Genomic DNA, 22370 nt, shown 5'->3' on the forward strand with positions numbered 1-22370 from the left:
CCGTTCAGCGAGGCCTGACGGCCACCACGGCGGCTTGAATACCGTTTCGCCAAGCCACGACGGGTTCCTCGACCGGCCCGGCTCCCAAGGCGCGCAGGTGCCACGCGACCGGAGGATGCCATTCGGCCGAAGGCGAATCGCCGAACAACCGGGCCCGTTCCAGCACCGCGGGACCGAGCACCGGATCCACCGCGGCCTGCTCCCACCAAGCACCCCAGGGATTCTCGCCGCCGTCGCTCGGGGACGCCGCGACCTCCACGTCCGGCATGTCGTCCACAGTGGCCACGAACCCGCCCGGCCGCACGAGCCCGGCGAGCTCGGCGTACAACTCGGTCAGCCGCCCGGGCGGCAGGTAATGCAACGCCATGACCGCCAGAACGGCGTCGTAGCCGCCATCCGGCAGGTGCGTGGCCCAGTCCGGGTCACGCAAGTCGGCCCGGACCACCTCCACCGAGGACGGCAGGGACGCACCGGCGATCGTCAGCATCACCGGATCCAGATCGACCAGCGTGACCTCCGCCCCGGGAAGGCGCTCGAGCAGACGAGCACAGAGCGTGCCCGTGCCGCCACCCACGTCCAGCACCCGCGGCGCCGGACCGTCACAGCGCGACGCGACCAGGTCGATCATCCGCTCGATCGCCCGCTCGCGTCCTGGCTGGTACTTCGCCATGAGGCGTTCCCAGCGGTCGTTCCAATCCCCAAGAGTCACAGTGACAATGATAATCGATATCAGCGAGACGGCGTTCCGTCACCGGACGCCTCCGAGCAGTGGGCGAGGTACGGCCGATCGGCGCAACTTGGCACCTGAAGCGTTTGCCACGACGGAGCCCGGGAACATTTCCGGTATGTCCAGATGGCGAACCACCAGCAGGAGCAACACCGCCGTGCGGGTCATCACCGGCATCGGCGCGGTGTTCGCTTTCATCGAGTTGCTGTACATGGTGATGGTGCTCGCGGGAGCCAACGCGGGCAACGGTTTCTTCATCTTCATCCAGGCACTGGCCAAACCGCTGGCGTTGTTCTGGCCGGGACTCTTCCCGGTGAGTGACCCGAATCTCGCGGTCATCCTCGACTACGGTCTGGCCGCCGCGTTCTGGGTGATCCTGGCGGGTGTGATCGCCCGTTTCGCGGCCCGCTGACCCCCTGCGGCGGCGATCGGCGTCCCGTTCGGCGACACTGGACGGATGAGCGACGGCAGATGGTTCGACCTGAACCCGCTTCCCGAGCTGTTCGGCCTGGCCGCCGCCGGGCGGGCGCTGCTGCCCAATGTGCCCGTGACCCCGGCCGCGATCCTGAAGACCGTCACCGAACAGCTGGTCGGGCGGCGGCTGACGGCCAAGGTGGACGGGCACGACGTCGGGCTCACCCTGACCGGGCTCGACTACCAGGCCGACAGCCTCAGCCTGGCCGCGACCGGCAGGATCGGCGACGTCCGCATCGTCGTCGAGGACGTCGACTGGCCGGAGACGCCGCTCGAACGCATCACCGTGCTGGCGTCGAACGTCCGTCTCCGCTCGCTCCCGTCCCCGGCCGCCATCCCCGAGCAGGTGAAGATGGCGATCCGGGTGTCACCGGAAGTTCTCCAGGCGCGCGTCGCCGAGGTCCGGCCGGGCATCATCGTGACCCCCGGCGAGGACGGGCATTTCCACGTCCGCTGGGAGAAGCGGCCCCGCTGGGGACATCTCGCCCTGGAGTCCACTGTGGAGGACGACGCCGTCGTCCTCCGGCCGATGTCCGTCCACATCGGACGCCGACGGTTCGGCCCGCCGTCCCGCCTCAAGCCGATCGTCCTGCCACTGCCCGAACTTCCGCAAGGGATCCGGCTCATCGCGGTCGAGGCGCACGACGGTCACCTTGTCCTGCACGCGCTGGCGGAGGAATGGCCGGAAAAGCTGTCCACCATCCCGCTCGGCGATCTGCTGGGCTGGGTGACGACGGCGGTGGCCACGCTGACCCTGCCGGGACTCGGCGGCCGCTGACGGCTGGTCGTGAATGACGATTCGGGTTCTATTGAGGGGTAAGGCAAACGTGGCGGGTGCGGTGGGCGATCCGCTCGTGACCCCGGTGGAGGCGTAGCGAAGGCCTCCTTCCCTACCTTCAGGGTAGGCAAGGAGGCCTTCACCACCACCTGGGCCGGCCACTTCAGCTGACGTTGCGAAAACCGCTTTCAGACGTTGCGAAAGTGGCTTTCGCAATCTGCCACATCTGCCTTCACCCCTCAAGAATCCGAATCACCACTCACGACCATGGTGACCACTGCCGAACTAGCTGTGCAGCGGCCCCTCCGCGACACGCACCGCGGGCACCGACGGCACCGACGTCGCGGCGGCGCTTTCCGCCTGCGTTCCGGCGGACGACCGTACGAGACCGGCCGACTTCCCGCACACCTTCTTCTTCTCGTCCGAAGTCATCTTCTTGCCGACGGTCCGGGTCTGGCCCACGACACCGGGCGCCGGGCCCTCACCGCTGAAGTTCCAGACGTACCACTGGTGGTGGCCCCATCTGCGCTTGTCGTACCACATGTCGTACGAGCCGCTGGCCACCCGCATCACCGGTGAGCGGTCCAGGCCCGCCCAGTAGCCGGGGTTGACCTCGATCCGGGTTTCGACGCTCTCGCTGGTCTCCCAGCCCCATTCCTGGCCCCACGTGCGCTTGTACGCGACCGACCAGTCGACGAGGAACTTGAAGCCCGCGCTCACGCTGATCTCGTTCGACACCGTGTTCTTCCCGCTGCGGGTGTCCCGCTTGCCGATCACCTGGGTGATCTTGTTGGCGCTGCAGTTGAACACCGTGTCGACCCGGCCCCAGTTGCCGTAGAAGTCCTGACCGCGCTGGTCGACGTGGGCGTTGCAGGTCTTGGTCGCGTTGCCGCAGTCCTTGAGCAGCTCGGCGCGGGACGGCCCGCGCGAATACACCACGGAGCTGCCCTTGTCGTTCATGTTCGACCCGTAGTTGCCGCTGTCGTTGGCGTACCACTCCTGGGAGCCGCCCTGGTATTCGGCGTGCTCGTACATCGTGATGTAGCAGTTGTTGAAGGTCTGGAACGAGGAGATCTTGTCGTTCCAGGCACCGAGGAAGCCGAGGTTCTGGTTGGTCCCCTCGACGCACGGCGATCCAGTGACCGTGAGGCTCGCGCCGCCGAAGTTCCCGTGTTCGTAGAGCACGCTGATCACCGTCGCGGACGCGCCGACCTCGCCTGCCGACGCCGCGGCGAGGGAATCTCCGACGCTGTCGAAGCACCGGATCACTCCGGTCGCCGTGTCGGCGACGCAGTGCTCGCCGCGCTCCTCGGCGTTCGCCGGGACACCGCCGGCGAGACACATCACCACAGCGGCCAGGAAGGCCGCCCCGAGTCTGTACTTGTGCACGTCTGAACTCCCTGGGGAAGACGGAAACCGACCACGGTCGGATCGGCTTCCCGAGTTCACCACGGGAAGATCGGCATGCCCATGCAGAACGACCGGCAGACGTGTCTTCGCTTGCCGATGATCGGGACTCTCAGCCGGATTCGCCGCGCTCGCGCAGATAGCGCGTGTGGTCGGCCTGCCGATGGACGTCGCCCGCGTAGAACCGCTCGGCGATGCGATGCGCTTCGGTCTCCAGCAGTTCCAGTTGCGTGAGGAGTTCATCGGACGCGCTCGGCTCACTGGCGGCCCGGCGTTTGGCGGCGAACCACCACGGCAGATTCAGGTAGGTCTCCACCGACAGCGGCAGATCGGTTCGCGCCAACCGGGTGACGGCGTGCTGGACGTCCGGGTTGGCCGCCCACCGTTCCGGCCGCGAAAGCAGTTCGTCGAGCACCTCGGCGATCCGCCGCACACCGTCCACAGAGGACTCCGGCATTCGCTGCGCCCGCGCGGTCACCTTGCCTACCAGCGAGTCGAGGTCAGCGCGCAGCTGCCCGGCCTCGGCGACGGCGTCCGCCGAGACCAGCCGGACCCGCTCTGGCGGCGCGAGGAGGGCGAACACCGCGTACAGCCCCGCGACGACGAGCGGCCACAATCCGCCGACGACGCCGGTCAGGTACAGCGCGAGCCCGATCAGCCCGCCGACGCAGCCGGCCAGGTTCTTCGTGGAGCCGAGGTACCCGATCACTGGTACCCGCGGATTTCCTGGAACACCTTGGGCAGGACGTCGCCTCGCGCGTCGAACACGTTGCCACCGGTGCGTTTCGCGACCTCGCCGAGTTCGGCGGAGTCGCCTTCGCCGAAGATCACGGTGAACACCGGGATCTGCCGCACGGCCTCCGGCAGCGACGGGAACCTCAGCTGGAAGTCCGAGAACTTGGCGCCGTTCGCGTTCTGCCCGTCGGTCATCAGCACGATCGAGGTGAACCGATCGGGGTCGCGCGCGACCAAAGGTCCCATGATGTCGTACGCGCGGTGGAGGCTGTCGTAGATCGCCGTACCGCCGTTCGCGTCGAGGCCCTCGGCGAATCGCTTGATCTTGTCCAGCGCGGGTTGTGGATCGCCTTCCGGGACGGTGAACGTCTCCGGGCTGCCGGGCACGGTGTCGAACGGCAGCATCGTGACCTCTTCACGGCTGCGGAACCGGCGGTACCGGCCGGTCAGCGAACCGTCGGCGCCGGTCAGCCCGATCAGCGCGGTGCGCAGTGATTCGATCCGGTCGCCCGCCATGGAGCCGGAGGTGTCGAGCACGTACAGCGTCCGCGACGGCCGCCGGATCTTGTCGAAGTAGGCGCCCAGCAACGCGTCGACCGCTTGCTGCGTCGCCGGGAACGGCAGCTCGACGAGGTCCTTCCGCGCGAACTGCTGCCCCAGCTGGACACCCGGCACGACCGGACGGCGCTGCGTGGTCTCCACGATCTTGCGCTGGGTGTCCGGCGTCCGCAGCCGCTCGGCCAGCTTGCGGTGCGCGTCCCGCGCGTCGGGATTCGCGCTCCGCACCAACGTCAGCGGGTAGTCCGCGGTGACCACGCCGTCGGACGGGTACACCAGCGTCAGTGGTTCGGGAAGCTTCCCGCTCGCGTTCATCGAGAGCAGGACGGACTCGTAGTTGATCAGGCCGTCGACCTTCTTGCCGGGATCTTCGCCGGTCGCCCGTCGTTGGTAGGCCTCGGAAAGCCAGCCGGACGAGCCCGCGGACATCGCCTGCGCGCTGAAGAACTCGGTCAGTTTCGGGGTGACGGAAGCGATCTGCCGCGCGTCGACCGCGTTGCCCGCCCCCGCGAGCGCCGACGCCACCCCGACGAGCGCCGAGAAACCGGAGTTCGACGCCGACGGATCGGTCATGCCGTAGGTGAAGGCCTTCTTCCCGGCCTGCTCGGCGATCTCGCCCCAGCCCACCGGCCGTCCGGTCCAGCCGAGCCGCTGCGCCGACGACGCCGACAGACCGAGGACCACCGGCGAGCTCATGATCTTCACCTGCTCACCCAGCCGTTTCGCGGCCTCCGGAACCGCCGCCGGGTAGCGGTTCGACGAGAACCAGACGGCGTCGTACTGGCCGTCCACCTTGCCGTTCGCGAGCGATTCGGTGCCCTCCAGCGTGCCGGTGAACTGGAACTTCACCTTGACCCCGGTCGCGGCCGCCTCCTGTTCCAGCAGCGGCCGCAGGTCGGCCAGTTCGCTGCCCGCGAGCACCCGCAACGTGCCCGGCTCGGCCTCCCCCAGGTTCTGCGTCCCGCCTTCGCTCGAATCGCACGAAACCAGTGACAGCGCGCAAACCGCGCTGACCGCCAAGACCGCCCAGCGTTTCACGATGCCCCCTCGGCCGTCGCCGTCTCGTGAGAGCGGCGCAAATGGTCTTCGACCCGCCGGATCTCCCCCGACAGTGCCTCCACAGTCGCCGCCATCGTCGAGACGGCCCCCGCCTTGAACTCGTCGATCGCGTCGATGCTCCGGTAGATCCGCTCGAACGACTCGCGGATCGTCTCCACCGCCACCGCGGGATCACTGCCCGCTCGCTGGATCTCGGCGCTGCGCAGTTCCAGCATCTCCGCGTTGGCCCTGAGCAGCCCGTCGGTGGTGGCCTGCACGGCCTGGACCTCGTCGAGGACGTCCCGCTGACCGGCGAGTGCCCCGCTCACCAGCACCGCGACCCGTAGCGCCGCGACCGTGGTCGACACTGCCCGCTCGATCCCGCGGATCAACTCGTCGTTGTTGCGCCGCACCAGATCCAGCGCCAGATAGCCCTGCGCGCTGACCGCGAGCTGGGTCAGCAGGTCCTGGTGCCGCTGCCGGATCGGATGCAGCGCGTCGGCCCTCAGCGACTTGGCTCGCGCGGGGTCGGTGAAGTCGAAGATCCCGGCCTGGCGTTCGACCGCGGTGTCGACGGCTTCGGCGAACGCGGCCGCTTCCGACAACTTGCCGAGCGTCGCCCACAACCGCTCGCGCTCGCCCTTGAGCGCGGCGTTGTCCCGCCGCAGGACGTCCTGCCGCGCACGCAGCTCCAGTACCAGCGCGTTCACCGGCTCGTTGGCGGCGCGGTAGCGGTCCAGCGTCTTCTTCGCGCTGCCCGCGACCGGGATCATCCCCATCAGTTTGCGGCCGGTGATCGGCAGTTTCGCCGGATCGATCTCCGCCACTGTCCGCCGGAGCCCGGCCAAGCTGACCGCTGCCTGCTGTTGCGGTGAGCCGATTTCCGCCAGCGCCCGCGTCGAGCGGTCCAGCAGCGCGCCGGCGACGGTCGCGGCCGCCCGCATGTCGGACTCGCCGACCGCGAGCAGTTCGTCCAGGACCCGGGTGAACTCCGGCGATCGGACGTCGAGCGCTTCGAGGCGGCGGGCGAAGTCTTCGGCGCGCTTCGCGACCTCCGCGTGGACCTCCGGCGCGAGGGTGACCAGGCCCGCTGCCCGCTCGGCCGGGATCGCCTCCACCGGTTCGGGTGGAGTGAGCGTGAAATCGTCCATCAGTACTGCTTCTTCACGGCGTCGAGCAGACGCTCCAGCGTTTCGAACGACGGCGGCTCGACGGCGTCCACCAGATCCGCGGGCACCGGCGCCTTGGCCGCGGCGACGACGTCGGCGAACAAGCGCGGATCCCCGGTGCGGAAGCCGAAGGTGGCGGCGAGTTTCCCCAGTTCCGGGTCGGTCGCCAGCAGCCTGCCCACCTGGTCGCCGTTCGGCTTCAACGGGACCAGCGTGTGCTTCGAGTACACCGTCGGCGCCGTGTAGAGCAGGCGCATGTCCGGCCGGATCGAACCGTCGGCACGGACCAGCCTGTCGACGAACTGCGACTCGTAGATCAGCGCCATCGGCGTCTTGCCCATCCCCGCCGCGAGGTAGTCCTCGAACGGGCCTTCGGTGCTGTTCTGCGTGTAGCCCTGGTCGATGAACAGCTTCGACACCGCGGGCAGCACCTTCGCCTCGGCCTCCGGCGTGCTGACCACGTTGTTCCCGTTGGCGACGAAGGAGACGATCGACAGGTACATCGCCGCCGAGTTCGATTCGCGCGGGTCCGTGGTCGTGAGCAGCACGTTCTTGCGGGCCGGGAAGGCGGTGTTGCCGGGAAGCTGGTCCCAGCGCGTGCTCTTCTGCGCCAGTTCGAGGTACTTCGCGATGTCGAGCACCTGGTAATCCCCGGCGCCCTTGCGCACGGTCCCGTCGGCGCTCAGGAGGTTCACGATCGGCTCGAAGGTCGCGACCGCCATCGGCGACTGGAACGGCGTGTGCACGCCAGTCACCTTGTGATCGCGCTGGATCCGCTGCGCGGCCGGTGACGAGGACGGGAACGCGAACTCGTACTTCCCGAGGTCCATACTCGCGATCTGCCGAGAACCGGCGGTGTCGGCCTCGACCTTCAGCCCGTGCCGGGCGAACGCGTCCGCCACCCGCTTGTCGGAGAAGAAGGCCAGCTTCTCCGATCCGATGACACCCCGCACCGTGGTGAGATCCGCCCCCTGCGCGGTGTTCTCGTCACCGTCCCGGCCCCAGACGATCACGGCGACCACGGCCAGCAGCAGCACCACTGCCAGGCCGATCGACAGACGGCGTTTCACCGGCCCACCCCCTCGTTCACCAGCTCGATCTTTCAGCCCGTTCGACTCTTTTGACGCGCGAGTGAGCCATTTCGAAGTGAACGATCGATGAACGAAAGAAGTCGTCAGCTCCTGGCGAACCGTTGGGGTAGAAGGAAAATCAGATCACGGACTGCTCCGAGACCGGCAGGCACACGGTGAAGCGGGTGTCGCCGGGCGCCGAGTCGACCCGCAGATCGCCCTGATGCCGTTCGACGACGATGCGCCAGGAGATGTCCAGGCCGAGCCCGGTCCCTTGTCCCACCGGCTTCGTGGTGAAGAACGGCTCGAAGATCCGCTGCCGCACCTCCGCCGGGATACCGGGCCCGGTGTCGCCGATCTCGACGTGCACATGATCGTCCATTTTGGACGTCCGCAGGGTCAGCGTGCCGTCGGATCCCATGGCGCCGAGCGCGTTGTCGATGATGTTCGTCCACACTTGGTTCAGTTCGCCCGCGTATGCCGGGATCCTCGGCACCGCGTGGTCGTACTCCTTCACGACCCGGATTCCCGGCCCGATCTTCCCGGCGAGCATGACGAGGGTCGAGTCGAGTCCTTCGTGGACGTCGATCCACTGGTGCGGGGCACGGTCCATCTGGGAGTACTGCTTGGCCTTGCCGACCAGCACCGAGATCCGGGTCGTCGAATCCTCGATCTCGCCCATCAGCATCTCGGTCTCGAGCGCGTACGCCAGCCAGCGGACGGCGCCGTCGAGGAACGTCTCCCCGACCGAGTCGAGCAGCCGGTCCAGATCCGGCACGGTCAGACCCGCGCGGACGTAGATGTCGGCGAGGTCCCAGCCCTGGTCGATGCCGTGGCCGTCGAACCAGTCGCCGATCTCGTCCTCGCGGTCGGCCTGCTGTATCGCGGTCAGCTTCGGGGCCGAAGCGACCTGCTTGACCAGCTGCTCCTGGATGTCCAGCAACTGCTCCAGCAACGTCGGATCGACGTTCTTCTTCGCCAGCATCGCGAGTTTGTGCCGCATCCCGGCGACCCGCTCCCGCAGCGCCGCCGTCGCGCGGACCGCGGCGGCCGCCGGATTGTTGAGTTCATGGGTCAACCCGGCGGAAAGCTCGCCGAGCGCCAGCAGCCGCCGTCGCGAACCGATCACGGTGTCGCTGTTGCGCCAGCCGAGGTACATGCCCTCCAGCAGATGCGTCGCCATCGGGAACCAGCGGCGGAACTCGGTGGCGAACTCGGCCGCGGGCAGGGTCAGGAAGGTGAGGTCGCTGACCGCGTGCACCGAAGCGCCGTAGGTGTGTTCGGTCTCCTGGTGCACGAAGAACTGCGTCGCGCCGCAGTAGGCGCCGCGCTGGTCGGATCGGACCACCTCGACCTCGGTGCCGCCGACGAGCCGCGTGATCCGCAGCGCGCCGGACAACAGGAGATAGAAGCAGGTGGCCGGTTCACCCTCGCGGATGACCGTCTCGCCGCCGGTGTAGTGCTCCAGTACGGCGTGCTCGTCGATCCAGTCGAGCTGTTCCTCGCCGAGGTGCTCGAAGAGGAAGAGCCCGCGCAGTTCCTCCCTGGGCAGAACGCTCATTGCTCCTCCAGATAACGGTGGACGAGGGTGACCGCCATGGCGCCTTCGCCGACGGCCGACGCGACGCGCTTCACCGACGCCGCCCGGACGTCACCCGCCACGAACACGCCCGGGATGGACGACTCCAGGTAGTGCGGGTCGCGATCCAGCGGCCAGCCGGGCGGCGGGCCGCCCTCGGTGAGCAGATCGGGGCCGGTGCGCACGAAACCGTGGTCGTCACGCTGGATCTCCGTGCCGAGCCAGTCGGTGCGCGGGGCCGCGCCGATGAAGATGAACAGGTGCCCGGTGGGCACGGTCTCGGTCGCGCCGCCGTTCTCGCACAGGGTCAGCCGTTCGAGATGATCGTCGCCGTGCGCCTCGACCACCGTGGTCCGGGTGCGGACGTGGATGTTCGGTATCCCGGCGATCTGCTCGATCAGGTAGTGCGACATGGACGCTTCGAGCGACTGGCCGCGGACGAGGATGGTGACGTCGGCGGCGTGCTTGGAGAAGAACACGGCCGCCTGCCCCGCCGAGTTCGCGCCGCCGACGATGTAGACGTGCTCGCCCTTGCACTCGGGCGCTTCGGTCGCGGCCGAGCCGTAGTACACGCCTCGGCCGGCGAGCTCGGCGACGCCCGGAGCCTCAAGCGCTCGGTAGGTGACACCGCTGGCCAGCACCACCGAATGCGCGGAGATCTCGGTTCCGTCGCCGAACATGACCACGCGCGCGGAACCGCGAGCCTCCAGGCCCACGACGTCGCGGGCAGTGAGCACTTCGGCGCCGAACTTGAGCGCCTGCCGCCGCGCGCGGTCGGTGAGCTGCGCGCCGGAAACGCCGTCCGGGAAGCCGAGGTAGTTCTCGATGCGGGAGCTGGTGCCCGCCTGTCCGCCGGTCGCCTTGCGCTCGACGATGACGGTGCGCAGGCCCTCCGACGCGCCGTACACGGCCGCCCCGAGCCCGGCGGGCCCGCCGCCGATCACGATCAGGTCGTAGAACTCCTGCGCCGGGCGCGTGGACAGGCCGACGGCGTCGGCGAGCTCCGGCCCGGACGGCTGGCGCAGCACCGTGCCGTCCGGGGTGACCAGGACCGGGATGTCCTGCGGCGCCGCGTCCGCCGCCTCGAGGATCCGGCGGCCCTCGTCGTCGTCGACGGAGTACCAGCGGTACGGCACGGCGTTGCGCGCCAGGAAGTCGCGCAGGTGGAACGACGGCGAGGAGTACCGGTGGCCGATGAGCTTGATCTCGTCGACCGGCCGCTCCCCCACCGCGCGCCACGTCTCCACCAGCGCGTCGACGACCGGATAGAGCTTCTCCTCCGGCGGGTCCCACGGCTTGAGCAGGTAATGGTCGACGTCCACGACGTTGATCGCCTGGATCGCGGCGTCGGTGTCGGCGTAGGCGGTCAGCAGCGCGCGACGGGCGTTCGGGAACAGGTCCATCGCCTTCTCGAGGAAGACGATGCCGTCCATCTGCGGCATCCGGTAGTCGGCGAGGATCGCGGCCACGGCGTCGCCGCGCAGCTTGATCTCGCGCAACGCTTCGAGGGCGTCGGCACCGGAATCGGCCCGGATGATCCGGTAGTCCTTTCCGTACCTTCTGCGCAGGTCACGGGCGACCGAACGGGACACGGCGGGATCGTCGTCGACGGTCAACAGGATCGGCTGGCTCACCGGATCAGCCTATTACGTTCGATCCATGCTGACCGAAGCCGAAGAAGTGATTCACGCCCGTGCCGCCGTCGCGTGCGAGGCGGCCACCGCGGCGGGGCTTCCCGGCCGTTTCGAGGCTTGGCGTGAAGACGGCCTGCTGGCGGTCCTGGCCACGGCGCCGGACTTGCGGTTCCTGCGCACGATCTCCGGGATCACCGGGGAGAACCTGCCGCGGGCCGTCCGGTTGGCCGGGGCGTCGTGCTGGAACGGCGACCCGCCGACGCTGGTTCTGCCGCCGGGCCTGCTCCCCGTCACCGGTCTCGTACCCGCCGGCGTCCGTCCGATCGCGACCCTTCCGCTCGCTGAACTCGCGCCGCCGGATGCCGACGTCGACGACTCACCCGACCTCGACGCGTTTCTCCGCGTCCTGCTCGGCGGGTACGAAAGCGACGACGTCGTGACGGCGTTCATGGCCGCCGAACACGCCGACCCGCGAATCAGGCGGTCGCTGCTGATCGAGGACGGGGTGCCGATCTCCGCCGCGGCCCTGAGTGCGCACGGTCCGGGCGTCGTCCTCGGCGGGTCCGCCACTCCACGGGCGCATCGCGGCAAAGGCGCACAGGCACGGCTGCTCCTCCACGGCCTGACCGCGGCCGCACGCGAAGGCCGCCGCTTCGCCGTCGCGACCGCGGTGGAAGGCTCGCCGAGCCTGTCGAACCTGCGGCGTGCCGGAGCGCGGATCCGGCTCCGGCAGGCCTTCAGGCTCGGGTGAGCTTCCGCAGGCGGAAGGCCAGCACGAGCAGCATCACGCCGTAGAGCAGGGCGTAGATCCCGACCAGCAGCGCGATCCCGTACGCACCGGCGATCGGGTTGAACACGATCACGATCCCCGCGATCAGCGAAAGCGCGCCCGCCGCGATGAGGAACGCCTCGCCCTCGATCTGCTTGCGCAGCCGGATCGCGGCGACGATCTCGACGATGCCGGTGAAGATCGCCCAGAAACCGACCAGGAGGGCCAGCACGAGCACCGTGATCCCCGGCCAGATCAGGACCAGGACACCGGCGATGATCCCGAACGCGCCGAGCACTCCGTAGGCGGCGCGATGAGCGGCGTCGCCCGGCCGGAAGGCCTGCATGATGCCGCCGATGCCGTCGAAGATGGCATAGATGCCGTAGAGGATCGCGAGGGCGAGCACAGTCGTTCCCGGCCAGATCAACGCGAGAATGCCGAAGAGGATGGCGAAAACCCCGCGCACGGCGGCGAGCGGCCAGGCCAGGCGGGGTTCGACGACGGTGAGACCGGCGAGAGGCATGCCCCGAGTATCTGAGCGCCTGTGCGGGAGCGCGCGGCACGCCACCCGTTGGGGTGAGGCCGGTGCGCGCCGCGACCGCCATCACGGCGCGCACCGGGGTCATCAGGGATAGGCGACCAGATTGGCCACGGTCGATCCCGAGTTCGCCGGTCCGCCGCGATCGTTGATCACCCGGCTGATGGTCCCGTTCCCGCCGAGGGAGACGGCGACCATGCTGCGGAACCGGACGTTCGGGTTGTTCGGCACCTCGATCGCGCGATCCGCCACCACGCTCGGATTCACGTTGAAGTAGCAGTAACTGCCGAGCCCGTAAGCCTCGTGGTTCGTCACCGAGTCCGCCACCTTGTAGGCCGCGTAACCCCGCGTCGAGCCGTTCATCCAGGCGGCCTGATTCGGTGGGTCGTAAGGCATTTCGTTCTGGTAGAAGTACGTCCGGCCGCGTTCGCCGTTCCAGATCGTCTGGTACTTCTGGTAGTGCTCGACGAACAGGCCGTACATCGTGATGTCGTCACCGTTGACGATCAGGCCGGTGTCGGCGGTGTTGGCGGTCCACCCGACGCCGCTGCCGTGGTCGGCACGCCAGATCCACAGGTGGTCGCCGATGACGTCGTCGCTGTTGACCACCAGGCTGTTCGTGGCCTTGCCGACGCCCGCCCCGCCGACGCGGAAGAAGACGTCGTGCAGCGAGGTCGGGTTGGCCGCGTGGTCCTGCGCCGAATTCGCCGGGCCGACCTCCATCAGTGTGTTCGAGTTCGTGGTGCCCGCGTCGATCAGCACGCCGGCGATCTTGACGCCGTCGACGTCGGCCACCGTCATCGCGGTGATGCCGTTGTCCGGGATCAGCGTCGCCAGTCCGAGGCCGAGCACCACGGTATCCGGCCGGGTGACGCGGAGCGTCTCGTTGAGGTGATAGACGCCCGGCGTGATCAGGAGGTCCTTGTCCTCGGCGAGGGCCGCGTTGATCTGCGACGCTGTCGTGCCGGGCTTCGCGATGAAGAACCGGCTGATCGGCAGCGAAGAGCCCTGCTGACCGGCGCCCCACGTGATGCCGGAGGTGTTGGTCCGCTTGGAAGGCACGAAGACCTGGTACGCGCCCGCGCTGTCGACGTAGAGGAACGGCTTCTCCCGCACGACCGGCGTCGTGTTCACCGTGGTGTACGGCGGATTCGGGAAACTGGTCGACGGCGCGCCGCCGACGCCGGCGAACACCATGTTCCAGTTGGAACCGCTCCAGCTCCCGAACTGCGAGTTGCGCGAGATCCACTGCTGCTGCGACCCGGACCGCACCTGGCCGTCGACCTTCACATCGGACATCCACCCGCCGCTCGACCAGCCGCCGTCGTCGAGCTGCAGGTTCCCGCGGACATGCATACGGCGGTACGGCGCGGCCTGCGAAACAGCCCAGCGATCGGTGCCGCCGTTGGGGTTCACGGACAGATTTTCCGCGCCACGCCAGAAGTTCTGCGTCGCGTTGCCCTGGAACCAGTCGGCCTCCGCGTGCACCGCGCCGTTGATCGTCACGTTGTCGGGAGAAAGGCCGAGCCCCAGCACCTGCGTGTAGAACCCGACATTGACGTCGACGTTGTACGAGCCCGGCTTGAACAGCAACGCCTTGCGATTCGAGCCGAACTGACTGGTCTCCTGCTGCGAGAACACGCTGTTGACCTGGGACTGGATCGCCGACTGCGACATACCCGGATCGAAGACGAGCACATTCGGCCCGAGGTCGGGGTTCGCGGTGCCGGAGACCGGGGTGAGCCGGAAGGACTGGGCGCCGGTGCCGTTGCAGGCGTACTGCTGGAGCTGGGTGCTGTCCTGGGTCGAGAGACCGGGGATGTCCAGGCACTTGCCACTGTTACGGCTCACGAAGTGATAGGCCCCACCCGATTCCTCGACCGGCTGCCACTGCTGATTGTTCCCGCCGCCGTAGGCCCACAGATGGATCAGCCCGCCGTCTGCCGTCGACACCTCGGCGACATCCCACACCTGGGCCGGGTTGTTGCGCGTGTTGACCCGGTAGTAGCCGCCCGAGGTGGGCTGGAACTGCCACTGCTGGGAAAAGGTCTGGTTGCAGGCGTACTGCTGGACGACCGTCCCGTTCGCCGTGCCGGCGGCACGCGCGTCCACGCACTTCCCACCGGTGGTCGACACGGTGTACCAGGTGTCGGGAACGATGGCCGCCTGCGCTGCCGGAGCCACCACCAACAGTGCGCCGACCAGGGAAAACAAGGCTATCAGGGCTGCTCTGGCCCGCATCGGGACCTCCTCCGCGTCATTCGGGCAGGGGCGAGCTGAGGCGGAGCCCAGTGGAGACGCGGCGTAGCGGGCGGGGACCTCGGCGTCACGATGGTCGAAAACGTAACGGCGGTCACACGCGGAGTCAATACACGGCTAAAAATAAGGCGCGAAGATGCTGGTCAGCGCAGTTTGCGGCAGCCAGGGGTGCATAGAGTGACCCCCGCGTGAACGGCCCTCGCGGGCGGTGTAATGTATGGACACACGAGATGCGGAGAACAAAGCCGCTCCGGGGCTATGGCGCAGCTGGTAGCGCACCTCACTGGCAGTGAGGGGGTCAGGGGTTCGAGTCCCCTTAGCTCCACAGTGACGAAACACCGCCCGCCTGGCACATACGCCGAGGTAGGGCGGTTTTTTCGTTGGACCTCACTTTGAGAAACGACGCACCGAACTTCGGCTACCGTTCAGTAACTGGGGCAAACCTGGGGCAGGCAGTGAATCAGCAGGTCAAAGGCTATTTTGATCTTGAGTCGCCAAGAGGGCTCGAACCCCTGACCTTCTGTTTACAAGTCCCCTCCGCCGCAAGGTCAGCCAGTGCCGCAAAGTGTCGAATTTCGACCATCTAAGCAGGTCAAAACGGGCCTTGCCTGACGGCCAGGTGTCACGCCGTGTCATTGCGTGTCCGGCTCTGCTTCGGCACCGAAGCCCAATCGGAGACGACGTAACCGCAGCTATAACTCTCTGGTCTTTCGCAGTCATGTTCTTCACCGCCGGCAGGTGGTGACGTCACGGTCCGGTCAAGTGCGCAACGGAAACCGTGATCCGTACGACCAGCCACAGGTACCCACAGCTCACAGGGAGACCACGATGGACCAGACCGCCGCATCCACCAGACCCCGCCGACTGAAACTCATCACCGCGGCAGCCGCAACAGTTCTCGTCGCGATCGTGGTCATCGTCATCGTTCTGCTCACTGGTTCGGAACCGGTCATCGCCAAGGGCTACCTGAACTTCAACTGCTACCCGTGCAACTCCTCGGTCAACGACGATCTGAAGGACGGCGCGCAGATCACTGTCGTCGACAGTAGCGGCGACGTCATCGGTAACGGCACGGTGAAGCTAGTCGTCATCGACGATCCGTCGCTGTCGATTCTGTCGAGCTACAACCGAACTTTCACATTCGAGATCACAGGGATTGAGGGCGGACATGACCGGTACGGTTTCCATGCTGGCGGCCCGGACCGAGAAACGACGTGGGTCGAGTCTGACAAGATGAGCGAGGAGATCCAGCTCAAGATCGGCTGATGCCGGACATGGCAAAGGCCCATCTCCGAGGCGGATTCTCGGGGTCCTCGCAACTCTGACTGGCACCTTAAACTTTCTCGACGCCGTGAACCCCCTGCGACCAAGCCTTAGCCCTTGCAGAGCTCATTCCGAGAGTGCCGCACCGACCACCGCACCGAAATACCCGCCGGTTCGCCGCGACCGAACTGGTCCGCTGCGCAAGGGGCGAAGGGCATCAGGGTCGCCGGGGGTGCTCTGTGCCGTAGAGAGCAGTGCCAGTTCCGGTGATGCGCACACTGCGGCGATGCGGTCAGCGGCATGAGCCGGATATTCGCTATTGATCGAGCCCGCTGTCAAACGACGACCAGATCGGGACGCGGCTGTTCAGTCACTGCGGACAAGGCCCGGCGCATCCCGGGAGTGAGCCCTACTGCCGGGCCCGGCAATAGGGCTGTGGCGCGAGCGCACCGGGCGTAGCGTTTACGGCTGGCCCGACCACCTCACCAGGTCGGCATCATCGCCTCGGGGTAGCGGGATCCGGCCGCGCCTCTGGGCAGGACCTCCTGCACTCGCGCCAGGTCGCCCGCCGTCAGCACCACGTGCGCCGCCGCCACGTTCTCGGCCAACCGCCCCGGGCTGCGCGTGCCCGGGATCGGCACGACATCGTCGCCCTGCGCCAGCAGCCACGCCAGCGCAAGCTGCGTCACCGTCGCGCCCTTCTCCCGTGCCAGCGCGGTCAGCGCCTCGACCGCGGCGACGTTGCGCTCGTAGTTGCCCGGCTGCCACCGGTCGTCCCAGCTGCGCATGTCGTCCGCCGGGTACTCGGCCGCCGGCTTCACCGCGGACGTGAGGAACCCGCGGCCCAGCGGCGAGTACGGAACGAACCCGATGCCCAGCTCCCGCACCACCGGCAGCACCTCGACCTCGACCGCGCGCTCGAACACCGAGTACTCGGTCTGCAGCACCGACACCGGGTGCACGGCGTGCGCGCGCCGCAGCACGTCCGGGCCCGCCTCGCTCAGCCCGAAGAAGCGGACCTTGCCTTCGGCGATCAACTCGCCGACCATGCCCGCCACGTCCTCGATCGGCACGTCCGGGTCCACCCGGTGCTGGTAGAGGACATCGACGTGGTCGGTACCCAGGTACCGGAGGCTGTTCTCGGTGACCTCGCGGATGTGCTCGGGCCTGCTGTCGAGCTTCGCACCCACGTTCGCCGGGTCGGTCAGGTCGAAGCCGAACTTCGTGGCGAGCATGACCTCGTCCCGGAACCCGGCCACCGCACGCCCCAGCAGCCGCTCGTTGCTGCCAGTGCCCATGCCGTACAGCTCGGCGGTGTCGAACAGGGTGACGCCCAACTCGTGGGCGCGGCGGATAGTGGCGATGCCGCCCGCCTCGTCGCCCGCGCCGTACGCCATCGTCATGCCCATCGTGCCGAGGCCGATCGCGCCGACCTCCAGGCCCTGCGCGCCGAGCACGCGTGTGGGCAGGTTCTGCAGCTGTGTCATACCTTCGACGCTAGAGCGCACTCGTCGCGCCGGCATGAGCGGTGAACCGCATAGGATTGCCTGATCCTCTCACCCATCCTGTTCGGAGCAGCCCCATGCTCGACCAGCTCGCGGCGGCCGTGGGCCGTCACCGCAACGGCCTGTGGTCCGGCACCACCGCCGTACCCCGGCTCACCGTGGTCGCCCTCGACGAGGTGGTCAACCCTCTCGACCTGCGCTACGAGCCGATGGTGTGCTTCATCGCCGAGGGCTCCAAGCGCACCGTCACGGGGGAACACAGCCGGTCGGCCCGCCGCGGCGACATGTTCCTCAACTCGCTCGACCTGCCGGTCACCGCCGTGTTCGAGGAGGTGCCGTACCGCTCGGCCGTGCTGCACCTGGATGGCCCCGCCTTGGCCGACCTGCTGCTCGAACTCGACGGCGAGGCCCCGGCCACCCCGGCCGCGGGCCAGGTCTCCGCCACGATGACCCCGGAACTGGTCGACGCCGTCACCCGCTGGGTGCGGCTGCTCGACACCCCCGACGACATCCGGCCGCTGGCCGCCCGCGTGGAGGCCGAGATCCTCTACCGCCTGCTCGGCAGCGCGCTTGGCCCGACCCTGCGCCAGTTCGCGGCCACCGGCTCGGCCTTGACCAGGGTGCGCGCCGCGGCCGACTGGATCGCCGCCCACTTCACCGAGCCCATCACCGTGGAGCAGGTCGCGGCGGTCGCACACATGAGCCCGGCCACCCTGCATCGGCATTTCAAGGCCGCCACCGGCATGAGCCCGCTGCGGTTCCAGAAGCACCTGCGACTCCAGGAGGCGCGGCGCCTGCTGGTGGCAGGCGACACCACGGCCGCGCACACCGCCGATGCCGTCGGCTACACCAGCGCCACCCAGTTCACCCGGGAATACCGCCGCGCCTACGGCCTGCCGCCGGTGCGCGACGCCGCCCGCCTGCGCGGCAGACTCACCGACAGCCGCTCCTAGCGGGCCTTACCGCATAACGGTTCGTGGCCTTGGATGATCAGCTGGTGGGTCGTGCTCGACGTGGAGGAGCACCGGCGCGGCGGCGATCTTGCCGATCATCCAGGCGCAGATGCTGACGTTGCGCAGTGCCTTGAAGGTGGCCTTGAACAGCGAGTTTCCCCGTTCGCCCGCGAGGTCGCGATCGTATAAGCCCTGGCAGACCGGCGAAGGAGCAAGTCTCAAGGTGATGTCGTATATGACTTTCGTACGACATCATTCGTGAGATTACGACGTCGAAATTGAGAACCTACAACGGTTGTAGGTTCTCGCCGGCCATGGCGTGTCGATCTTGTTGACCTGGGCGTTCTCGGTTCTGGTACAGCCACCTGTCCGAAGTTCCTCATCGCGGCATGAGCGGAATGTCAGTGTGGTGAGCCGGTGCGCCCGGCCTTCAGTATCCCCTGAGGTCAGGCCACCAGTGTTCGTCGACGATCAAATCGTCCGTGTCGAGCAGGTGGCGCTCGAACTCAGTGACGTCCACCCGCGGTGGGGCGGCGTCCATCGCAGCGGTGACTTCAGTCGGCAGTCTGACGTTGTGCGTTTCGACGTAGTGCGCGAGCCCTTCCGGCCAGATGAAGCGAACGCCGTTGGTCAGCTCCGCACTACCGTTCGCCTGCCCGCAGATGCGACAAAGCGACCTGCCGGCGGCAGCGGCGAACACGCTCCCGCCACGACGGTATTCCACCGCTCGATCGCGCAGCGCGGCATCGAGTGATTGATCGACGAACGACCGAACGTCAGGCCACCCGGGTGCCTCAGGACCGAGCCAATATCCGCTCAAACCGCAGGCTTCGGGTCGTTGCAGTCACCGAGCCATCATCCCAAGCGCCGATCGTGAGTGGTCGCTTCGGCTGTCGTGCGCTGGCGTCCCAGGAGTACGTCCAGCCTGAACCCAGGAGACCAGGTCGCCATCCGGTGCGATCATGGTGGCGGACGGCGGAACAGGGAGGGCTGGTTGGCGAAGCGACGGTACGTGGCGAGGGGCGTGCCCGGCGGCTATCGGATCTGGGACAACAAGGCGTCGCGGTGGTGGGGGGACCAGTACGAACTGTGCCCCGACGACCTGCTCGCCGAGCTGAACGGCGCACGCGACCCCGCTCGGATCACCGCCCTTCTCAAGCGCTACCGGGCACTCCGGCGCTGAGCCTGAGGAAGAACTGGCGGTCGCTGCGGACGGCAGCCCGGCTCTGGCCGCTGAGATCAGCCCGCTCATCACCCTGAGCGGGAAGCAAGTCGTGGTTTTACCCTCGAACCGGTGTCAACGAAGTACCCTCACCGCATGTCCCGCCCCGTGACCCGAACCTCGTTCAAGCACGCCTTGCTGCCAATCGCCAACCCCCGCGAGCTGCCCGCTCCGCAACGGTTGTGGGCCAATTCGGAATGGGAGCGGATCAGGCTGGGACTGCAGGAGAAGGACATGGACGACAAATGGGTGGCGCTGGTCGAAGGCGACCGGCTGTCCATCTATCGCGCCGGAGTCGGGCAGTGCGCCTACGACGCCATCTTCGCCCCTTGCGAAGGTGGCTACCGAATCACCACGGCCTGGATGGAGGCTGGCCGCAACGACCGGCCAGACCTGCACAGCGCCTTCCTCGAACTGCTGATCACCGGACAGATCCTGCGCTCGCCCGACAATGACCTATGGGCCAGGTTCACCACACTGGGCGGAATCCGCGCCCTCTTCGGTTCCTGACCGAGCTGCCCGCGGCGCTTAGCCGTGCCGCCATCGCCCCTCTGGCGCTTCCAATCTCGATGTCCTGGCTGGGGGTAAACCCTCTGAAGATCAACCTATGTCGACATTCGCTTCGAACGCGACCCTGTTGAATGCTGATCATGCCCGCTCCAGCCGCTAGACCGCGCTCTCATCGGCATGAGCGGACAACGATCAACAACGCTTGACCGTCTTGTTCGACAACCGGTATCCGTGGCGTCGAATCTTGGTATGTGCTGGTTCTACGACCACCTCTGCGCCACTGACCTGCAGATTTGGGTTTGCAACGGGTATTGCTGGGTGCACCAAACCCCAGTTTGCAGCCCATTTTTCTGGCGATTCCGAACAAGCATCTACCGATGGTCCACACACGGTCCGGAAACAATTCGGACCGCACCGGCTTGAATAGCCGCGGTCGGCACCACGTGCCGCCACCTTCAGTCGCCGGTACCGGCCACACCCAAGGTCGCCCCCCCCCAGAGTCACCAGTGCTTACGCGGAAAGACTCATTGGCATCAAGACGGTAATCGCCAACAGGCATGCCCTTTTGACGCCAAGCCGTATTCCTTCAGAGTTGACATTGCCGGCGACAGATCCCTTTTCGACAAGGACTTCCGAGACGTCGGCGTAGAGCCGCCACGACAGCGTGCACCCAGAGGTAGTCCGTCCCGAATCCCCTGAGACCGAGTCTTTCAAGATGACGCACCACACCCGTGCGGCATTGCAGGCTCCAGCCTTATCCTTGCCGACTGCCAAACCATCGGCGATCGCGAAAGTGATCAACAGGGGACCTCGCGACCGGTTCGACGGCGTTGCTCGCGATACCTTTGACGGCAGCACCGTGTCACTAGACTGACGAGCCGACTCGGTCGCCGGTTGAGCAGTTTCTGCCCCTGCAGTCGCGGTAGCGTCTATACCGGTCTCACCTGTCGGCGGCGTGAGACTCGAGCGAGGAGCCTCTGCCGCAGGCTCGGAGCCCGTGCCAAAAATCTCTCCCCCAACGACCATGCACCATCGATTATTTGCCAACATGGTAAGCAATCCAGCTACGAGCGCCACCACCGAGCCTGCCCAAAGCCAACGCTTCTTCCCAGTTGTTTCAGCCATCACCACGTCGGCTCTGAACGGACACTCGTTATACCTTCGCCCAGACGTCGGTCCAGGGCTTGCCTTAGTTACAGACCGGTTGATTCGATCTTCGCGGCATTCCCGGGAAGGCGACGACCTCCCTCAACTCCTGCGGGAGCAGGGACTGAAAAGGACAAGAATGTCGCAACGTACACGCATGCTGACCCGCGCCCGAGTAACCCGCCGCACTCGCCGCCACAGGCCTCGCACTGGGCGCCATGGGACTGATGACACCATCAGCCGCCGCAGCCACGGCGGCCGGCAGTGAACACCAGTCCGGCCCGTTCGGGAACAACGGATGCCACACCGACCCGACCGACGGCGGCTTCTACTGCACCGTCTTCGACATCGCCCCAGCAGCGAAGCCCGTTCTCGACGTGGCTGTCGGAGTGACCTGCCCCAACAGGGAAACCAAGGACTTCATCATCTGCATGTCGGACCAGTAACAGCCGGCCACCCCGCAGCGCGACGATCTCCCCGTCCAGCACCAGATAACCCAGCCCGGCCGCCACGCCCATGATCTCCGGGATCCGGTCGGCCAGGTCGATCTCCCAGCACGACTACGACACACCGCAGCGGTGAAGAACAGCGCACGCCAACCGTCGAACTCCGGGGTTTTGGGGCGGGGAAAGTCCGTTTCGTCGGCAGTCCGGGATTAGCCGGCCGCGGTGACTTCGGTTCAGGGGTAAACGACAAGCTAAACCTCTCCGCAAGGCGGAATCGGGGCGGCTTCAGGGGGGCGGTGGCTGCGCTGCCCCTGGGCGTACGGCACCGATCATCGGGCGAGCGCTGGGCGGCGTGTCTATGACCGGGCAGGGAGTCGGGCTTGCAGGCCGTCCAGGATCGCCTGGAGGCCGAATTCGAGTTCCCGGCCGGAGGTGGTGGCCGGGTCGTCTTCACTCCATCCCTCGCTGAGGGCGCGCAGCCGCGGGAACTGCATCGCGATCTCGGTCATCCGTGCGGCCCTGGCCTGGTCGTCCCCGTCACCGGCGGCGCGTGCTTTCCACGCGATCTCGGACGCCGCGCCGAGAGCGGT

General features: G+C 67.3%; 20 protein-coding genes, 1 tRNA gene and 1 pseudogene. 9 read left to right on the plus strand and 13 right to left on the minus strand.

Annotated elements, in window-relative coordinates; translation table 11 throughout:
• Window positions 1-4: 4 nt before the first annotated feature.
• On the minus strand, window positions 5-709 hold the full coding sequence (locus AC069H_RS34560; protein ID WP_478235130.1) for a class I SAM-dependent methyltransferase: 705 nt from the start codon (window positions 707-709) through the stop codon (window positions 5-7).
• A gap of 175 nt (window positions 710-884) precedes the next feature.
• Between AC069H_RS34560 and AC069H_RS34565 the strand changes: the two genes are divergently transcribed.
• Both AC069H_RS34565 and AC069H_RS34570 read left to right on the plus strand, forming a co-directional pair.
• Window positions 885-1139: a hypothetical protein gene (locus AC069H_RS34565; RefSeq protein WP_026467456.1), complete on the plus strand. Its 255-nt coding sequence runs from the start codon at window positions 885-887 to the stop codon at window positions 1137-1139.
• A gap of 45 nt (window positions 1140-1184) precedes the next feature.
• On the plus strand, window positions 1185-1979 hold the full coding sequence (locus tag AC069H_RS34570; RefSeq protein ID WP_478235131.1) for an LmeA family phospholipid-binding protein: 795 nt from the start codon (window positions 1185-1187) through the stop codon (window positions 1977-1979).
• A gap of 285 nt (window positions 1980-2264) precedes the next feature.
• Here the strand turns inward: AC069H_RS34570 and AC069H_RS34575 are convergent, their stop codons facing one another.
• The 7 genes from AC069H_RS34575 to AC069H_RS34605 form a co-directional block, all read right to left on the minus strand.
• Entirely contained in the window at window positions 2265-3368 is a 1104-nt protein-coding gene (locus tag AC069H_RS34575) for a peptidase inhibitor family I36 protein (RefSeq protein ID WP_478235132.1), read from the minus strand.
• A 130-nt stretch (window positions 3369-3498) separates the two neighbouring features.
• A complete protein-coding gene (locus AC069H_RS34580) occupies window positions 3499-4095 on the minus strand; it encodes a hypothetical protein (RefSeq protein ID WP_478235133.1) in 597 nt (198 codons plus the stop codon).
• Window positions 4092-5717: a substrate-binding domain-containing protein gene (locus AC069H_RS34585; protein WP_478235134.1), complete on the minus strand. Its 1626-nt coding sequence runs from the start codon at window positions 5715-5717 to the stop codon at window positions 4092-4094. The genes AC069H_RS34580 and AC069H_RS34585 overlap by 4 nt, the downstream gene beginning before the upstream one ends.
• Window positions 5714-6868, minus strand: a complete 1155-nt coding sequence (locus AC069H_RS34590; protein ID WP_478235135.1) for a toxic anion resistance protein — start codon at window positions 6866-6868, stop codon at window positions 5714-5716. Before AC069H_RS34590 ends, AC069H_RS34585 begins: the two co-directional genes overlap by 4 nt.
• On the minus strand, window positions 6868-7956 hold the full coding sequence (locus AC069H_RS34595; RefSeq protein ID WP_478235136.1) for a hypothetical protein: 1089 nt from the start codon (window positions 7954-7956) through the stop codon (window positions 6868-6870). Before AC069H_RS34595 ends, AC069H_RS34590 begins: the two co-directional genes overlap by 1 nt.
• Window positions 7957-8095: 139 nt before the next feature.
• Window positions 8096-9517 (minus strand): ATP-binding protein, encoded by a 1422-nt coding sequence (locus AC069H_RS34600; protein ID WP_478235137.1) that lies wholly within the window; start codon window positions 9515-9517, stop codon window positions 8096-8098.
• Entirely contained in the window at window positions 9514-11169 is a 1656-nt protein-coding gene (locus AC069H_RS34605) for an NAD(P)/FAD-dependent oxidoreductase (RefSeq protein ID WP_478235138.1), read from the minus strand. The genes AC069H_RS34600 and AC069H_RS34605 overlap by 4 nt, the downstream gene beginning before the upstream one ends.
• Window positions 11170-11194: 25 nt before the next feature.
• Here AC069H_RS34605 and AC069H_RS34610 point away from each other — a divergent pair, with 25 nt between their 5' ends.
• Window positions 11195-11920, plus strand: a complete 726-nt coding sequence (locus AC069H_RS34610) for a hypothetical protein (protein WP_478229159.1) — start codon at window positions 11195-11197, stop codon at window positions 11918-11920.
• Here the strand turns inward: AC069H_RS34610 and AC069H_RS34615 are convergent.
• Entirely contained in the window at window positions 11907-12461 is a 555-nt protein-coding gene (locus AC069H_RS34615) for an HdeD family acid-resistance protein (protein WP_478235139.1), read from the minus strand. The two genes, AC069H_RS34610 and AC069H_RS34615, sit on opposite strands and share 14 nt — an antisense overlap.
• 102 nt (window positions 12462-12563) lie before the next feature.
• On the minus strand, window positions 12564-14717 hold the full coding sequence (locus tag AC069H_RS34620) for an RICIN domain-containing protein (protein ID WP_478235140.1): 2154 nt from the start codon (window positions 14715-14717) through the stop codon (window positions 12564-12566).
• Between the two features lie 270 nt (window positions 14718-14987).
• On the opposite strand from AC069H_RS34620, the gene AC069H_RS34625 reads away from it, so the two are divergent.
• Together AC069H_RS34625 and AC069H_RS34630 are read left to right on the plus strand one after the other, a co-directional pair.
• Window positions 14988-15060, plus strand: a tRNA-Ala gene (locus tag AC069H_RS34625).
• Between the two features lie 503 nt (window positions 15061-15563).
• Window positions 15564-16001, plus strand: coding sequence for a hypothetical protein (locus AC069H_RS34630; protein WP_478229156.1), 438 nt, complete (start codon window positions 15564-15566; stop codon window positions 15999-16001).
• A 479-nt stretch (window positions 16002-16480) separates the two neighbouring features.
• Here AC069H_RS34630 and AC069H_RS34635 read toward each other — a convergent pair whose 3' ends face one another.
• Window positions 16481-17485 (minus strand): aldo/keto reductase, encoded by a 1005-nt coding sequence (locus tag AC069H_RS34635; RefSeq protein WP_478235141.1) that lies wholly within the window; start codon window positions 17483-17485, stop codon window positions 16481-16483.
• 95 nt (window positions 17486-17580) lie between these two features.
• Between AC069H_RS34635 and AC069H_RS34640 the strand changes: the two genes are divergently transcribed.
• The gene (locus AC069H_RS34640; RefSeq protein WP_478235142.1) at window positions 17581-18456 is read left to right on the plus strand and encodes an AraC family transcriptional regulator; all 876 of its coding nucleotides are present in this window, start codon (window positions 17581-17583) and stop codon (window positions 18454-18456) included.
• A 430-nt stretch (window positions 18457-18886) separates the two neighbouring features.
• Here AC069H_RS34640 and AC069H_RS34645 read toward each other — a convergent pair whose 3' ends face one another.
• Entirely contained in the window at window positions 18887-19156 is a 270-nt protein-coding gene (locus AC069H_RS34645; protein ID WP_478229152.1) for a hypothetical protein, read from the minus strand.
• 294 nt (window positions 19157-19450) lie between these two features.
• Between AC069H_RS34645 and AC069H_RS34650 the strand changes: the two genes are divergently transcribed.
• The 3 genes from AC069H_RS34650 to AC069H_RS34660 all read left to right on the plus strand — a co-directional run bounded on the left by AC069H_RS34650 (window position 19451) and on the right by AC069H_RS34660 (window position 21780).
• On the plus strand, window positions 19451-19639 hold the full coding sequence (locus AC069H_RS34650) for a hypothetical protein (RefSeq protein WP_478235143.1): 189 nt from the start codon (window positions 19451-19453) through the stop codon (window positions 19637-19639).
• A 135-nt stretch (window positions 19640-19774) separates the two neighbouring features.
• Entirely contained in the window at window positions 19775-20188 is a 414-nt protein-coding gene (locus tag AC069H_RS34655) for a hypothetical protein (RefSeq protein WP_478235144.1), read from the plus strand.
• 1373 nt (window positions 20189-21561) lie between these two features.
• The gene (locus tag AC069H_RS34660) at window positions 21562-21780 is read left to right on the plus strand and encodes a hypothetical protein (RefSeq protein WP_478235145.1); all 219 of its coding nucleotides are present in this window, start codon (window positions 21562-21564) and stop codon (window positions 21778-21780) included.
• Between the two features lie 356 nt (window positions 21781-22136).
• Here the strand turns inward: AC069H_RS34660 and AC069H_RS34665 are convergent.
• A pseudogene (locus AC069H_RS34665) lies at window positions 22137-22370 on the minus strand (TetR/AcrR family transcriptional regulator); the annotation flags it as partial.

This window comes from Amycolatopsis sp. NPDC043887, assembly GCF_056435665.1.

Bases quoted from the DNA above. Each gene is read 5' to 3' on its own strand.
- AC069H_RS34630 (WP_478229156.1), top strand. From the start codon at position 15,564: ATGGACCAGACCGCCGCATCCACCAGACCCCGCCGACTGAAACTCATC.
- AC069H_RS34570 (WP_478235131.1), top strand. From the start codon at position 1,185: ATGAGCGACGGCAGATGGTTCGACCTGAACCCGCTTCCCGAGCTGTTC.
- AC069H_RS34635 (WP_478235141.1), bottom strand. From the start codon at position 17,485: ATGACACAGCTGCAGAACCTGCCCACACGCGTGCTCGGCGCGCAGGGC.
- AC069H_RS34615 (WP_478235139.1), bottom strand. From the start codon at position 12,461: ATGCCTCTCGCCGGTCTCACCGTCGTCGAACCCCGCCTGGCCTGGCCG.
- AC069H_RS34655 (WP_478235144.1), top strand. From the start codon at position 19,775: ATGTCCCGCCCCGTGACCCGAACCTCGTTCAAGCACGCCTTGCTGCCA.
- AC069H_RS34620 (WP_478235140.1), bottom strand. From the start codon at position 14,717: ATGCGGGCCAGAGCAGCCCTGATAGCCTTGTTTTCCCTGGTCGGCGCA.
- AC069H_RS34600 (WP_478235137.1), bottom strand. From the start codon at position 9,517: ATGAGCGTTCTGCCCAGGGAGGAACTGCGCGGGCTCTTCCTCTTCGAG.
- AC069H_RS34610 (WP_478229159.1), top strand. From the start codon at position 11,195: ATGCTGACCGAAGCCGAAGAAGTGATTCACGCCCGTGCCGCCGTCGCG.
- AC069H_RS34660 (WP_478235145.1), top strand. From the start codon at position 21,562: ATGACACCATCAGCCGCCGCAGCCACGGCGGCCGGCAGTGAACACCAG.
- AC069H_RS34590 (WP_478235135.1), bottom strand. From the start codon at position 6,868: ATGGACGATTTCACGCTCACTCCACCCGAACCGGTGGAGGCGATCCCG.
- AC069H_RS34640 (WP_478235142.1), top strand. From the start codon at position 17,581: ATGCTCGACCAGCTCGCGGCGGCCGTGGGCCGTCACCGCAACGGCCTG.